This window comes from Bremerella sp. JC817, assembly GCF_040718835.1.
In the GTDB taxonomy this organism is placed as follows: Bacteria; Planctomycetota; Planctomycetia; order Pirellulales; family Pirellulaceae; genus Bremerella.
Map to the genome: position 1 here is coordinate 300,990 of NZ_JBFEFG010000281.1, position 15,924 is coordinate 316,913.

A 15,924-nucleotide genomic window follows, 5' to 3' on the forward strand; every position below is an offset into this window, starting at 1 on the left:
TGGCATCGTTCCCCATGGGAGGACCACAGGCAAAAATTCGCATCGTCCAGCCAAGACGATCTTTCCTCCCCGGCGGTAAAATCTGGCCCCACTGGATTTCTCATTAGGAGAAGAATGACGTGCAAGGGCAAACGCAGTCACAAGGGCATTCCGAGCCCAACCTCGTCGCCAATTACGACGTAGGCGAGTTTTACGACGAGATGTTCTCGCCAGGCGGTTCTCCCCGGACCAACTGTCAGTTGCTGTACCAGCATATTCAAGAGCTGACCTCGACCGACCTTCGCAAACGGAAGACGGCCGCCGAACGATCGATGATCCGACTCGGGATCACATTCAATGTTTATGGCGAGCAGGAAGGAACCGAACGCATTATCCCGTTCGACATCCTTCCCCGCATCATTCAAGGCGAACAATGGTCGTGGATCTCGAAAGGGTTGAAGCAGCGTATCGTCGCGCTCAACATGTTCATCCACGACATCTACCACGATCAAAAGATCCTGAAAGACAAAGTCATTCCGGAACACGTGGTCACCTCGGCCAGTAGCTTCCGCCCGCAGTGTGTCGGGCTCGAGCCGCCGAACGGGATCTGGTGCCACATCACCGGTACCGACCTGGTCCGTGACTCGGACGGCGAGTTCTACGTTCTGGAAGACAACCTTCGCTGCCCATCGGGCGTATCGTACGTGCTGCAGAACCGTCAATTGATGAAGCAGACGTTCCCAGGCCTTTTCGAGGCCCAGTTCGTTCGCCCGGTCGACGACTACTGCAGCCAGTTGCTCGATGCCCTCAACTACCTGGCGACCGACATTGAAAAGCCAACCGTGGCGGTCCTCAGCCCTGGCATCTACAACTCGGCCTACTTTGAACACTCGTTCCTCGCCCAGCAGATGGGTGTCGACCTGGTGGAAGGCCGTGACCTGGTCGTTCGCGATCGCAAGGTTTACTCCAAGACCACCAAGGGTCTGAAGCCGGTCGATGTGATCTACCGCCGAATCGACGACGACTTCCTCGACCCACATGTGTTCCGTAAGGATTCGATGCTGGGTGTGCCTGGAATCATCGACGCTTATCGGGCTGGCAACGTCGCCTTGGCCAACGCCCCCGGCACCGGAATCGCAGACGACAAGGTGATTTACGCCTACGTCCCCGAAATGATCAAGTATTACCTGAGCGAAGACGCGATCTTGCCGAACGTGCCTACGTACGTTTGCTGGGACGATTCTCAGCGAGATCACGTGATCAAGAACATCGCCGACATGGTGGTCAAACCGGCCAACGAGTCAGGCGGTTACGGGATGCTGATCGGCCCTCGTGCCACGAAGGAAGATCACGCCAAGTTCGTGGATCTGATTAAAGCCAATCCACGAAACTATATCGCTCAGCCGACCTTGTCCCTCTCGCGAGCACCGGTCATCATCGACGACCACCTCGAGGGTAGGCACGTCGACCTGCGACCGTTTATCATCTATGGACGAGACATCTACGTATTGCCCGGCGGACTGACTCGCGTGGCCCTGAGAAAGGGTTCGCTCGTGGTCAACTCTTCCCAGGGTGGCGGAAGCAAAGACACCTGGGTCGTGTAGGAGAGAAAGGTTCCTCATGTTAAGTCGCGTAGCCGACTCTATCTATTGGACCAGTCGATATATCGAACGAGCAGAAGCGGTCGCACGCTTCATCGCCGTCAATTTGAATATCAGCATGGACCTGTCGACCGCAGGCAATCAGCAATGGTTGCCGCTGGTTACCACCACGGGCGACGACGAAGATTTCAGCAAGACCTATGGCGAGGCGAGTAAACGGAATGTGATCGAGTTTCTGACTTTCGATCGCAACAATCCGAACTCGATCCTCACCTGTTTGATCAAAGCCCGCGAGAACGCACGAAGCATTCGCGAGCGGATCTCGGCTGAAATGTGGGAGCACATCAACCGTTTCTACCTGATGGTCAAAGACGTCGGCGATGCCGAAGGCATTCTGGATGACTTGCCCGACTTCTACGAAGCGGTTCGTAATTCAGGCCAGCAGTTCGTCGGGGTGACCGATGCCACGATGACGCATGGCGAAGGTTGGCACTTTTGCCAACTGGGACGCTTTCTGGAACGTGCCGACAAGAGTTCGCGTATCCTGGATGTGAAGTACTACATCTTACTGCCGAGCCCACAGCATGTGGGCAGCGCCTTCGACGACCTGCAATGGGGAGCGTTGTTGCGATCGGCGAGTGCGTACGAAATGTATCGTCAGCGATTTGGCCGCATCGTTCCACAGAACGTGGTCGACTTCCTGATGCTCGACAAAGAATTCCCGCGAGCGGTACTGCATTGCCTGACGCGTGCCAACGAATCGCTTCACGCGATCACCGGCAGCGACATCGAAGGCTTTACCAACTTGCCGGAACAACGGCTTGGACAACTCCGTGCGGAGTTCGCCTTTACTAGTGCTACCGATATCGTGGGTCGTGGCCTTCACGAATTCATCGACGATTTCCAGACGCGTCTGAATGCCGTCGGCGAATCGATCGGCACAACATTCTTCAGCCTGCAGACGGTTTAATCCTCTGCGGCGAAGAGCCTAGGGTAAAACAGATCGAGCCCCAACGAGGCGGCCGACCGAACGTTGCTAATTTCGGTCGCCTCGTTGGGGCTCCTTCGTTTCTTGTATCCAGGCCAAGATACCCCCTGCCAACAGCGTTCCTATCCTAGGATGCTGGGCCGCGATTCTGAGTCTGTGATTGCGATTGAATGGGGCCGTTTGCGGCTGGCGGAGCAGGCTTGGCTTCCAAAGGCATCACATCGACACCGACCTGCATTGTCCGGGTCCCGCCCCCCATAACCACGCCTTGGATTGGCGAGACATCTTCGAAGTCGCGACCATTCGCCAGCGTGATGTGGTCCGTTCCGACCATCACCTTGTTCGTTGGATCGAAGTCGATCCAGCCAAGCTCGTTTCCACAAAAGACCGAGAACCAGGCGTGCGAAGCATCAGCCCCAATTAAACGGGGCTTTCCGGGTGGTGGTTCGGTCCGCAGATAGCCACTGACGTAACGAGCCGGCAGACCGAGGGCCCTGAGCACGCCGATACCGACATGGGCAAAGTCCTGGCAAACACCATGACGTTGCCGGACGACATCTTCCAGTGGAGTGTTGATCGTCGTCGCGGTCGAATCGTATTTGTAGTCCGTGAAGATCCGTGTGGTCAGCTCCATTGCTGCTTCTACGATCGGACGATTGCGTGTGAATGCCGCTTTACCATATTCCACAAGGACCGGCAGCAGACGAATATGCCGCGAAGGAAACAGGAACTGACGGACTTCCAATGGGAATGCCCGGTTGCGTCCCTGAGCGGCAAGTTCTTCCCAGCTAGGAGAAGAGGCAATCGGCACGACGGGTCGGATGGCGACGCGACTGGTCGCCGTAATCGTCATCCCGTTGTGTGGTTCGCTCAGCGCGAAGTAGTGGACCTGGTTGCCGAAATAATCGGTACGCGTCACCACCGATCGTGGTTTGGGCTCCACAATGACGCCAAAATCTTCCACAGTCTGACGATGCGTCGTCGGAACCCGCAAGTGCAGTAGGTTGTGGGCTACCGAGGCTGGCTCGGAGTATTGATAGGTCGTCTTGTGCTGAACTTGATATCGCACGATCTACAGCGTTCCAACTAGGGGCGAATCTCGACCAGGTGGGACTGAGGCATCGCGTGAACCAAGTAGCGCTGACTCACGACGTCCGATAGTTTCGGCAGTAGCGATTCGATTTCTTGCAGCAACAAGTGCAACGATTCGCCCGCCACCAAGGCATCAGGAGCCCTTACCCTTGTCACGTCAAACATCCGCACTTCGTGCAGAAGCGACATCGCCAGACGCTGTTCCACCGTATATCCGGCATGGTTGGCGACGTTCGGCAAGTCGTTAACGTGATCGAGCAACTGGGCCAATTGCCGAGAGATCGAACGGGGATTCGTTTCGTCGGTCACCAGCAAATCGAGTACTGCCCCGAGGTGCATTTCTTCCAGGTAACGCGAGCGATAGGTAATCAAGCTATCCGAGATCTCTAGCAAGGCCTCTAAGATCGCTGTCAGATCACCGCTTGGCAAGACCAGGCAGTTCCGCATCAGCTTGGAACTTTGCGTCGCACGTTCCATCCGGCGGCCCATGTCCAGGAAATGGTAGATCTGCGTCCGTGTGATACTTTCCGAGATAATACCGCTAAACGCAGCCAGATCGAGGATCAGGTCGTCCAGCAGGGCCAAACAGTCGGACAAATCCCAGTATCCGGTCGATGGCGGCTTGAAGCTCTGATCGACCCGGTGCAGCACTCGCCAGCTATCGGCCGACACGCGGTCGCGACTGCGGGAAGTGAGCCGGAAAATCTGCGTCACGATCGAACGCAAACTCATTGGATTCTGTTCGTCGAAGATGTTCGCCGCCAGCGAGCGTTCGATCGGCGGCAACTGCATCCGCATTTCGGCGACCCCATAGCCAGTCTCGATGATTCCCATCTCGGCCATGGTTCGCATCAGGATGACCACTTCGGGCATCTCGCTCAGTTGCTCTTCGCTGGTGAGCCGCGAGATGGTGGTTCGCAAAATGCGAGCGGTCACGTCTGCTCGCTCCAGATTCCGTCCGAGCCAGTACAAATTCTCAGCGATCCGGCTCGGCAGTTCGCCGCCGGTTCGCTTCAGCTCGACCACGTGATCGGGCTGTTTCAGGAGACTAACCCGCGCAATCGGGGCGGACGATAACACCCACGCGTCCTTGCTTCGTTCGCCAACTTGCAGCGACGCTTCGAGGGGCTCCAGTTCGCCGGTCAAACGGACCAGCCCACCTGGCATCGCCTCGAATTCGTTTTGCCCCAGCACTGCGAACGAACGTAGCGCGATATGCGCCGGCCGTAGCCCCTTGCGGGAATAGACCGGGCTGGTCGACCGAACGACTTGTTCCTGGGCGATGTACATGTGCGGATCGGCCTGGATCATACGAATCAGTTTTTCGCGATCGCCATCTTGCCGCACGCGATAGATGGGCGACTTTAACCCACGGCGTCGATAGGCTGGCTTGATCACCAGGTTGTCGATGTGTTCGACCACGTACTTCAGCGCATCCGGATCCCCGCAACGCCATGTTGCCACGCCTGGCAAAATCAACGGCTCGCCCAGCAAGTGCGTGCACAACTGTGGCATGAAAGTCATGAAGATCGGCGACTCGACGATGCCTGACCCAAGTGGATTCAGCACGACGACATTTTTCATTCGGCAGACCTGAAGCAGTTCCGGAATGCCGCCGGTCGAATGACTAATCTCCAGTGGGTCGCACTGGTCACTGTTTGGACGACGCAAAATGACATCGACCGGCAGCAAGCCACCCAACGTCTTCAGCATCACGCGATTGCTGCGGACGGCCAGGTCAGCCGGTTCAACCAGCGTGTAACCAAGGTAGCGGGCGAGATAGGCGTCCTCGAAATAGTTCGGGCTCTCGGCGCCGTTGCTCAGAATGACGACCCTTGGGTTGGTCACTCGCGAGCATGCTCGCAGCACGGCTTCTTTCACCATCATGAAATAGCCGGCCAAGCGCTGGACGTTCTCTTTGTGGAAGAGACTTGGCGTCAAACGGGATTGGATAATCCGGTTTTCAAGCGCAAAGCCGCTGCCAGAAGGAGACTCGGTCCGATCCCCTTGAACCCACCAATTGCCATCGGGCGACCGAGACAGATCGGCGGAGTAGAAATACAGATAGTTATTCCCAGGGGGATTCTGTCCATGGAAACAACGATAGAAGCCTGGATGGCGAAACAACACGTCTTCCGGCAAGATGCCGCTACGAATTAGTTCCTGTGGGCCATACAGGTCCTGTAGGACAAGCTGAAGCAGCCGTCCACGCTGGCGTAAGCCGCGGGTAATTTGTTCCCATTCGGCGGCCGGCAACAAGACCGGAAGCGGATCAAGTTCCCATGGTCGGGCACGACGATCTTGTTCCGGGCTGCCGATCCCGGCACCGACATAGGCCATGCCGGTGCGTTCGAGAACTTTCTGCATTTGTTGCCAACGACGCTGGAACTCACCAGCGCCGATATCTCGCATCCCATCGACAAAGCTCTGCCAATAGGGGCGAATTTTCGATCCGTCATGTAATTCGTCGTATATGTCAGGAATTGGCTTATACGGCGCAAACAGATCGGCGGACGCATCGTTTTGTGCGGGAATTCTGGTCACCGAGACCTCGGGCTGTCCAAAATGAGGTGTTTACGCATTCCCTGCGTGGGGTTACAGATGCTTGGTTTTACCCCGTCTCAAATCGAGCGTGAAGGGGAATTCGCTCGAGGACTCGTCCGGCGGAAGTTCAACATAACCAGGTGTATGCCCCATTTTCTCGAACCGATTGCCGCGTCGCGACTCGGCCTCGAAGGCATTCACCGGGAAGGCATCTGGGTTATTCCCCCCCGGGTGCCCTACGTGGTAGCGGCAACCACCCAAACTTCGTTGGAACCAGGCATCGTACAGATCAAACGTTAACGGCTCGTCCACGGGAATCGTGGGGTGCAGGCAGCTAGGTGGCTGCCAGGCTCGATAACGAACGCCTGCTACAAATTCTTGTTCGGTACCGGTCGGATGCAGCGGAATGCGTCGGCCATTACACATTAAGTAGTGCCGGCCAGGAATTGCTCCCCGAATTTTAACCTGCATTCGCTCGAGCGACGAGTCGACGTACCGTGCCGTAAACCCTTGTCCTGCTTCTTCTCCGAGGACATACCATGGCTCAATCGCTTTTCGCAGTTCAACCTGAACCCCTCGATGAGTGAATTCCCCTACCTTGGGGAATTTGAACTCGAAGTGAGGTAAGAACCAATAAGGCTCGAGCCGGAAACCGGCGTCCTGGGTTTCCTCGATAACCTCAGCAAAGTCCTGGTAGTTGAAATGCGGCAGCATGAAGCGGTCGTGCAGACTGGTATCCCAATCGACCAGCGACGCCTTGTAGGGTTGCTCGGCGAAACGAGCCATCAAAGCCCGCAACAACAACTGCTGGGTCAGGCTCATCTGCGCGTGTGGAGGCATTTCAAAAGCCCTGAACTCCAACAAACCGCGGCGTCCGGCACTGCTATCAGGCGAAAACAACTTGTCGATGCAGAACTCGGCCCGGTGGGTGTTGCCGGTGATGTCGGTCAACAGATTGCGGAAAACCCGGTCCACCAACCAAGGCGAAAACTGCCCCTTATCGGGGATCTGCTCGAAGGCGATCTTCAATTCGTAGATTGAATCACGACGACCTTCATCGACACGCGGAGCCTGGCTGGTCGGCCCAATGAAGTTGCCACTGAACAAGTAGGACAGCGATGGATGATTGTGCCAATAGCCAATCAGGCTTCGCAAAATATCAGGTCGCTTCAGGAAAGGACTTTCCATCGGCGTAGGGCCACCCAGCACCACGTGGTTACCACCACCGGTGCCGGTATGAGTTCCATCGCGATTGAATTTCTCGGTTCCCAAACGGGTATGGTGAGCGTCGTCGTACACGCCCGTGGTGATATCGACCAATTCTTGCCAGTTATTCGCTGGATGAACGTTGACTTCGATCACGCCTGGGTCAGGCGTCACGCTCAGATGTTCCACTCGGTCGTCATGCGGTGGCAAATAACCTTCGATGCAGATCGGCGTTCCCATTTCGGTCGCGACGGCTTCGACTGCGGTGAGCAGTTCGAGGTAGCCTTCCATCCGATCGACCGGCGGCATGAAGACATGCAGACAGCCGTTGCGAGGCTCGACACACAAGGCCGTGCGAACGACCTGGTTGATCTGAGCGGTCGAACCATCGCCACCCCAGTCGTTTGGCGAGAAGAACTGATCCGAGTCGAGACTCTGACCACTCATTCCTTGCAAACGGGCCGCGGTTCGATATTCTTCACCAGCGGCAGTCTTCATCGACCAAGGCTTGCCGGAGTCGCCTCCTACCATCGCCGGTGAACGACGCGACATGAACTCAGCATAGCTTGGCAGCGGAGCCATCTCGCCCATTGGATCGAGTGGGAAGAGAGCCGCCGTTTGACCTTCTGTCTCATAGATCAGCGAGTGCAGCGGCAACCGCAGCCCCATCGCCGAGTCGCCAGGGATCAGGAACAGTTCGTCGCTACGGACGACCCATTCGCCACTTTCCCAGCAAGGCTGGGCGGCCCACCATAGGTAACGGACCGGCAGCACGCAGCCGACCGGCGATGTTAGCCCCTGCTCGAAGATCTTCGCAATCCGGAGGCGTTCTTCTTTGTTTTCCAGTTTGGAATCGTGGACGTCGACGTTGACAGGCAACCGACGTTCCATCCAGGTGTAATAGAAGGCGTCTTCATACGCGTAATTAGCGTGGTTCGGTTCAACACCCAACTGCTCGGCCAGGCGACGGGTGAACTGCATCGCGGTATCGGCATCGTGACCATAGTCGACCCCATCTTCGGCGAAGAGTGACGGGTCTTGCCAGATTGCCTCGCCGTCGCGACGCCAATAACATCGAAACGCCCAGCGTGGCAACGATTCGCCAGGGTACCATTTGCCCTGACCGTAGTGCAAAAAGCCCCCTTCACCAAATCGCTTGAACAAGCGACGCATCAATTTGTCGGCCAAACCGCGCTTCGTGGGACCGACAGCGGCCGTGTTCCACTCGTCCCCTTCCATGTCGTCGATCGAGACGAACGTGGGCTCGCCACCCATCGTCATCTTAATGCCAACACGCTTGAGGTGTTCGTCTACTTCGTGGCCAAGTGACTGGATGCTGTTCCATTCGTCGTCGGTGTACGGTTTGGTGACGCGAGGATCTTCGTGGAAGCGTGTCACCTTCATGTCGAAGTCGAATTCGACTTCACACTTTTCCAGCGTTCCCGATATCGGCGCGGCGGTGATTGGATTTGGCGTGCATGCCAGTGGAATGTGACCTTCCCCGGCAAACAATCCTGAAGTTGGGTCGAGACCAACCCAACCTGCCCCCGGAAGAAAAACTTCCGTCCAGGCATGCAAGTCGGTGAAGTCTTGCTCAGGACCGGAAGGCCCGTCCAGCGATTTGATGTCTGGCTTCAACTGGCAGATGTAGCCAGACGCAAAGCGCGAAGCCAAACCAAAGTGACGCAAGATCTGCACCATCAGCCAGGCGGAGTCACGGCACGAACCGAGTCGCTTTTCGAGCGTCTCTTCAGGCGTCTGGACGCCATGTTCCATGCGGACGGTGTATTCAATATCGTTCTGCAGCTTCTGATTCAGCGCGACCAGGAAATCGACGATACGACGCGGGGTCGTATCGATCCCCTTCAGGTATTCCGTCAGCAGCGGGCCATGCTCTTCTTCCTCCAGGAAGGGAGCCAGGTCGGTCTTCAGCGGCTCTTTATAGGTGATCGGATATTCTTCCGAGTCAGGCTCGAGAAAGAAGTCGAACGGATTGATCACCGTCATCTCGGCAATCAAGTCGACGTCGACCTGAAAATGATCGACCGTTTCCGGAAAGACAACACGGGCCGCAAAGTTGCCGTGCGGGTCTTGTTGCCAGTTCATGAAGTGAGGCTGAGGACTGATCCGCAGCGAGTAGCTGTGAATCGGCGTCCGGCAATGCGGGGCTGGACGCAAGCGGATGGTCTGTGCCCCCAGCCCGATCTTGCGGTCGTAAGTGTATTTGGTCGAGTGATGGAGCGCCGTCAGGATCGCCATAGAAGCCTCAAAGGATGTCGAATCGCGGGAGAGAAATGCCACGGGGTGCATGAAGGCAATAGTCGACCCGGGCGCTCGACAAATTCGAACAAAACAAGGTACCCAGTGCCGCCTTCCTGCATTTGGCACGATCCGCTTAACCGGATTGCAAATGACGGGCCAAATGCGTAGTGACGCCAGAAACCTACCACTTAGAACAGGTTTTGCTGACAGGTGCTAAAATTTTGTGCACATGGGGCCCAATTCCGAGCCAGCACCAGCCTAATCGCCCCGCTAGATCCGTTCTAGCCATAGAAGCCCATAAGGCTGCATGATTAGATCATCATGCGTCGCGATTTCTTCATCCGAGATTAAATCGTGGAAAAATCGACCCAATCCACCGGTCCGGATATTGTTGGCCGGAACACGCTGCGATTCTTCCGTGAAGTTTGCCAGAATGAGGGTTCGATTACCCTCGTTATGTCGCACAAAACCCAATACGTGCGGATTATCGACCGGAACGAGGTCCATCCCCTGGCCAGCCAGCGACGGAAGCTTTTTTCGTAACGAAATCAGACGCTGGATCTTGCGGAAAATTTTTCCGCGAATCGCCCCGCCGTTTTGCTCGTCGACATCCTGCTGGAAGTCTTGCAGATATTCCCACTTCATCTTGGGACGGTGGATCCAACGGGTGTCCCCCGCCTTGGCCGGATCCTTCACGAAATCATAATCATTCAGCATGCCCCACTCTTCACCCAGGTAAAGAAGCGGGATACCACCGATGCTCAGCGTGATGCCATACAGCAAACACATCCGCCGGACCGACATTTCGATCAGCTTCGGGTCGTGGAATTCGATCGCCTGCTCGAGGCCGGCCAGCGAAGCCAAGGTCCCTGAGATCCGCATATCGCCGGTGGTTGGATTGTGCTGGAAAGGCACCCCACGCGCGAATGAGCCTGGGAACTGCCCGGTATAAAACTGATTGAGGAACTGACGGTGGTCGTAGCCGTTAATTCCAAGTTGGCCGGCGTCGTCGTCGTCGAATGTCCAACCTATGTCGTCATGACAACGGAGGTAGTTCACCCACGCCGTCCCGATGGGAAGCTTATGGCGATGACTGAGCGACTTCTTTAGCAGTCGCGTATTGCGTGTTGCCAGCGATTCCCACAGCAGCGCCATCAAGGTTGGGTTGTACGAGATCTGACACTCATTCGCACCGATGTACTTCACCACCTCGTCCGGATGAACGATCGCCTCCGACTTGAAGACTAGCCCTGGCGCGGCGATGCTGGCCAGGCAGTTGAACGCTTGAATCAGCAGATGCGCTTCCGGCAGGTTCTCGCAGTTCGTGCCCATCTGCTTCCAGATGAAAGCAACCGCGTCGAGACGAAGAATGTCGACACCGGTATTGGCGATGAACAACATCTCTTCGAGCATCGCCCGGAAGACGGCAGGATTGTGATAGTTCAAATCCCATTGAAAGCTATTGAAGGTGGTCCAAACCCACTTCTGCATTCCGTCGTGCCACGTGAAGTTGCCACGACGAACTGTCGGGAAGATCTCTCGCAGCGTTCGCTCGTACTGATCGGGCATGTGGCGATCGGGGAAGCAGTAATAATACTGCTGATACTCGACATCCCCGGCTTGAGCATGCTGGGCCCAATAGTGATCGTCCGACGTATGATTGAACACGAAATCGAGACACAAACAGATTCCGGCCGCGCGCAGTTCATCCGCCAGCAGCTGCAGGTCTTCGATTGTCCCTAGCCGTGGGTCGACGCTGCGATAGTTGCTAATCGCGTAGCCACCATCGTTATCACCAGGACGTACCGCGAATAGCGGCATCAGGTGAACGTAAGTCAGCCCGAGTTCTTTGAAGTACGGAATGCACTCGCGCAGCTTGCTCAGGTTTTCCGAGAACAGATCAACATAGAGCGCACCACCCACCATCCGTTCCGACTCGAACCAGGTCGGGTCGTTCCGGCGGTGATCGTCTTGCTCGCGCAGCTCGTCGCCACGCTGCTTCCAGCCGCGTGCGGCCGTGAACAAGATTTCTTCCAGGTGATAGAAGAAATCGTACCGACCGTGGTACAGCGTGTAGAGCAACCGGAACAGACGAGGCCACTCGTGGACAAGTCGCTGCGTGAAATCACGCGCTAGTCCGTTTTGCGTCTCTTCTTCTGACCAAACCGCTTCCAACCGCGGAAGAAGCCGCTTAAGCGAGATCTCCGCTTCGGTTTGCAGCTGGTCGTGTTGTCCATTCCTACTCGTGACGATCATTGGGTATCGTGATGTTTTCTAGAAACTGGTAATAGTTGATTCCCTCCAGGATACCTCGTGCATGGTGCCCTTCGGCGAAATAGATCCGGGGCCAGTCCCTTAGTCTCTCGAGCTCAGGACTGTAATTCCCTACAACCACTCCAAGCGTTCTTCCCTTCAACATCCCTTCGTCGTTGCCACTGTCCCCGGCAACCAGCACTTTTTCGGGGGAAAAACCCCACTTATACAGCACATGTCGCACGGCCACGCCTGGCCCGCCTCGATTCGGAATAATGTCCAGATACATGTCCCTCGAAAACACGACACGAGCACGAATGCCTGCTTCGCGAAGCATTCGCTTCACCTGCGGGATGGATGGCCCAACCGATTTATCGAGATCGAAGCTGATTTTGAACTCGGACTGCTGGAAGTCTTCTTGCACGAAGATCCCTTCAACACCTTCAAACAATTCCCGAATCTTGTCCGGAGTCCAGTGCAACCCGATCTGTTTTCTCCAGGTCCGGTCGCTGGTGAGACTTTCGCCATAGTACAACTCGGTACCGACGCCGGCGCAGATCAAGTCGGGACGTGGCAGGTTCATCTCTTCGATCAGCTCCATCGCGCTGTCGAGTCGACGCCCGGTCGAGATGCCGAATCCGATGTAATCGTGCTCGCGGATCACTTCCAAAAACTCACGCAGCGATTGATCGTCGCCGGTCAACGTGTTGTCGAGATCGGTGATGATCAAGCGATCGAAGTTCGGCATCCGGCGAATCTTGGAACTGGAAGCCAGGACAGGTTCGGCGGAGTGAGCTAGAATGTCGTTGACGTCGCGCCAATACCGTTTCGCATGGTTCGCCCACGAATAATGCTTTTCGGCCCCTACCTTACCCTGCTCGCACCATTCATCCCACTGCTTCGGCTCGGTGAGCATTCGCAGTAAGGCTTTCTCGATCGCTTCGGGATCGAGGGGATCGACCAGCAGACCGTTATGACAGTTGGCGATAATATCGCGAGGGCCGCCATCGTTCGTGGCGACGATCGGCATCCCAGCAGCCGCCGCTTCCAACAACGTCAGGCCGAACGGTTCGGTCAACGCCGGATTCACAAACACACCACGGCGCTGCGTTCCCCAGCGATAAATATCGGGCACATCGCTGGGTGCGTGCATCTTCGGATAAGCGACCGATCCATACAGGTCGTAGTCGTCGATCTTGCCCAGAATGCTCTCGACAATTCGCCGCTGGGCAGGCGCCAGGTCTTTCAAGTTCTCACGCGTTCCCATCACGAGAACCAGGTTCGAGAGCTCTTGTAGACGTTTACTTTCGCCATAAACGCGAACCAGCATCTCGAGGTTCTTGCGCTCGTCTGGCCGAGCCATCGCAATCAGCGGCGGCTTGCAAGGATCGCGGAGAAAGCGTTCAATTGCCGGGCCGATCTTGTAGGTGTCTTCGGCCGCCTTTGGCGGAGCAAAATCGGTGAGGTTCACGCCCGGCGGGATCACCTCCATCCGATCCGGCACGTAGTTTTCGTACTTCTCGTACTGTTGTTCGACTTCCTGGTTGGTGCTGGCAACCACCATCGAAGCCGTTTCGAGTGCGACCTCTTCTGCTTCGATGCGCGCCGAGAGGCGGTAGCGGCGTTCGAGGTCTTCGATCGATTTTCCCTTCGCGAGAAGTCGCTCTTGCTTGACGCGACCGAGCGAGTGTCCAGTGAAGACAAAGGGAATGTGTAAGAGACGCGCCAATTGGGCCCCCGCCAGGCCAGCATCGGCGTAGTGCCCATGAATCAGGTCGGGCAGGCCGGCGCGGCGGAAGTGAGCAAGTGTTTGGTCAACGAAGAATTCGATGTAGGGCCAAAGCGATTCTTTACGGATGTAACGCTTCGGTCCAAAGGGAATACGAACGATCTTCGCGTTTTCGCAGATCGGTTCTTCCACTTGGGCATAATCGTCGGAGACCCGATCATCGATAATCTGTCGGGTCAACAGCTCGACTTCCGTTACGCCGGGCTGCTTGGCTAGTTCGGCGGCCAGTTCTAAGACGTATTTTACCTGGCCACCCGTGTCGGCATCACGTCCTAATTCTGCGTCGTTGGCGCGGATTAAGCCGTGCAAACTTATCAGAGCGATCTTCATAGAGAGTCATTCTTCGAAGGTTGTTGGTTGTTGGAAGCAAGTGTCGCACCTCGGAATCGATTACGCAAAGACGTCGTTATAGAACGACTTATCATTGCGAGTCGCCCCTTGGTTTTGACACACTTTTCCTGCGAATCGGGATGCCGCATCGCCAACCTGTCGCAAAGGGCGGCCCGAAATCAGTCCAGCAAGAAGGACCGATGCAAATCCATCCCCTGCACCGACCGTGTCGACGAGAGGATCTGGCTTAGTGACAGCAATTTCAATGCCATCACCGTCGTTTGTGGCAAGAAAGGCTCCTTTCGAGCCAGATGTGATACAGAAATTGGCGACTTTATGCGCCGTACGGACTTTATCGACTGCTCGCCGGACGTTGTCAGTCGAATCGCATGAAATTCCGGTTATTCGCTGAAGTTCCTCGTGGTTCAATTTCAGCCAATCCGCTTCATTAACGAGCACCTCGACCCACGATTCATCGAACCACGGAGGGCGTACGTTCAGGTCCACAAACCTGGGTAGACCGCTTCGTTCAATTAACGTGCGGATCGTTTCGGCCGTCTTCTCGCTGCGATAAGCGAGGCTGCCGTAATAGAGATACGAAAACTCGGAATAGTCTTCGATCACCGGTCGTTCGATATAATCCCACGCGCGGTCCTGCAAAATATCGTAGGCAGGTTCGCCTCCCTTGAGGGTCACTTCGACCGCTCCGGTTGGTTTGTCGTCGCGGGTCTGCATCTGCGAGGTTCGCATGCCCCACTCGGTCATCGCGTCGAAAACCTTCTGACCGGCATCATCTTTGCCGATGGAAGAAACCATCGTTGGCGCGAATCCCATCCCGTGCAGATTCCAGGCAACATTGAAGGGAGCGCCCCCCAAAACCTGACGACCGTCCGGAAAACAATCGAAAAGGACCTCGCCCAGGATCAGAGGCGAACGAGAAGAATTCAGTTTCGACACGTTGAATCGTCTAGCTGTTAAACTGATTGTTTAGTAATTCCGACATACTGTTGTAACACTCTCATGGGACAAACTCAAATCGACGAAGGCGACCCGACATGAGCAAGGTCTTGGCAACCGATCTGGATGGAACGTTAATCCCGCTTTCCAAAAAGCCGGAAAACGAACACGACTTGGACACATTGCGTGCCGAGTTGCAAGCAAAACAAGTCACGTTAACATTTGTCACCGGTCGGCATCTCGAGTCGGTTCAGGATGCGATCACGCAGCATCGTCTGCCATTGCCAGCCTGGATTATCTGCGATGTCGGTACGTCCGTTTACCGCCGCGACGAATCTGGCTCGATCGAACTGGCAACCGCTTACGTCGAACACCTCCGTTCGCTGGTCGGCGACTTCCCTACCAGCCGCGTCCATGAACTGTTCGCCGAAGAGACCGATCTACGGAAGCAGGAAGAAGAGAAGCAAGGCGAGTTCAAGCTCAGTTATTACTGCGACGCCGATCAGCTCCGGAAAATTATCAAGAGCGTGCGAGACACTATTACCCGCCACGAAGCCCCTTATCACGTTATTGGCAGCGTCGATCCTTTCAACGGCGATGGACTGATTGACCTTTTGCCGACCAATGTCTCGAAAGCTTACGCGTTGCAGTGGTGGACCGAGCACGCCGGGATGGACAACTCCGAGTTGGTCTTCTCGGGTGACTCCGGCAACGACCTCGCCGCGATGACGGCTGGATACCGGACGATTGTTGTCGGCAACGCAGCCTTAGACCTGGTCGAGACCGTTCGAGCTCATTACGAACACGAGCCGGCCCTGCTCTACGTCGCAGAAAAGCCAGCGACGAGCGGGGTTTTAGCCGGCTGTCGGCACTTTGGGCTGATTTAGCAGACTAAACAATTTCGCTAGCAATTCTTTCAACTG

Annotated in this window: 9 protein-coding genes; 3 read left to right on the top strand and 6 right to left on the bottom strand. The window is 56.0% G+C overall.

From position 1 onward, the window contains the following. Positions 1–200 precede the first annotated feature (200 nt). A complete protein-coding gene (locus AB1L30_RS24270; RefSeq protein ID WP_367017877.1) occupies positions 201–1,583 on the top strand; it encodes a circularly permuted type 2 ATP-grasp protein in 1,383 nt (460 codons plus the stop codon). 16 nt (positions 1,584–1,599) lie between these two features. Continuing rightward, positions 1,600–2,550: an alpha-E domain-containing protein gene (locus tag AB1L30_RS24275; RefSeq protein ID WP_345093526.1), complete on the top strand. Its 951-nt coding sequence runs from the start codon at positions 1,600–1,602 to the stop codon at positions 2,548–2,550. A gap of 145 nt (positions 2,551–2,695) precedes the next feature. On the opposite strand, the gene AB1L30_RS24280 is transcribed toward AB1L30_RS24275, so the two are convergent. The 6 genes from AB1L30_RS24280 to AB1L30_RS24305 form a co-directional block, all read right to left on the bottom strand. Continuing rightward, positions 2,696–3,637, bottom strand: coding sequence for a transglutaminase family protein (locus AB1L30_RS24280; RefSeq protein ID WP_367016844.1), 942 nt, complete (start codon positions 3,635–3,637; stop codon positions 2,696–2,698). A 17-nt stretch (positions 3,638–3,654) separates the two neighbouring features. Then, the gene (locus AB1L30_RS24285) at positions 3,655–6,204 is read right to left on the bottom strand and encodes a circularly permuted type 2 ATP-grasp protein (protein WP_345093531.1); all 2,550 of its coding nucleotides are present in this window, start codon (positions 6,202–6,204) and stop codon (positions 3,655–3,657) included. 51 nt (positions 6,205–6,255) lie between these two features. Further along, a complete protein-coding gene (locus AB1L30_RS24290; RefSeq protein WP_367016846.1) occupies positions 6,256–9,669 on the bottom strand; it encodes a transglutaminase family protein in 3,414 nt (1,137 codons plus the stop codon). A 273-nt stretch (positions 9,670–9,942) separates the two neighbouring features. Continuing rightward, complete coding sequence (locus AB1L30_RS24295; protein WP_367016848.1) at positions 9,943–11,928, bottom strand: alpha-amylase family glycosyl hydrolase; 1,986 nt, start codon at positions 11,926–11,928, stop codon at positions 9,943–9,945. Next, positions 11,912–14,044: an HAD-IIB family hydrolase gene (locus AB1L30_RS24300; protein ID WP_367016850.1), complete on the bottom strand. Its 2,133-nt coding sequence runs from the start codon at positions 14,042–14,044 to the stop codon at positions 11,912–11,914. The genes AB1L30_RS24295 and AB1L30_RS24300 overlap by 17 nt, the downstream gene beginning before the upstream one ends. Before the next feature lie 60 nt (positions 14,045–14,104). Further along, positions 14,105–15,001 carry a PfkB family carbohydrate kinase gene (locus tag AB1L30_RS24305; RefSeq protein ID WP_367016852.1) on the bottom strand — a complete coding sequence of 299 codons (897 nt, stop codon included), beginning with the start codon at positions 14,999–15,001 and terminating at the stop codon, positions 14,105–14,107. A gap of 98 nt (positions 15,002–15,099) precedes the next feature. Here AB1L30_RS24305 and AB1L30_RS24310 point away from each other — a divergent pair, with 98 nt between their 5' ends. Next, on the top strand, positions 15,100–15,888 hold the full coding sequence (locus AB1L30_RS24310; RefSeq protein WP_367016854.1) for an HAD-IIB family hydrolase: 789 nt from the start codon (positions 15,100–15,102) through the stop codon (positions 15,886–15,888). Positions 15,889–15,924: the final 36 nt, after the last annotated feature.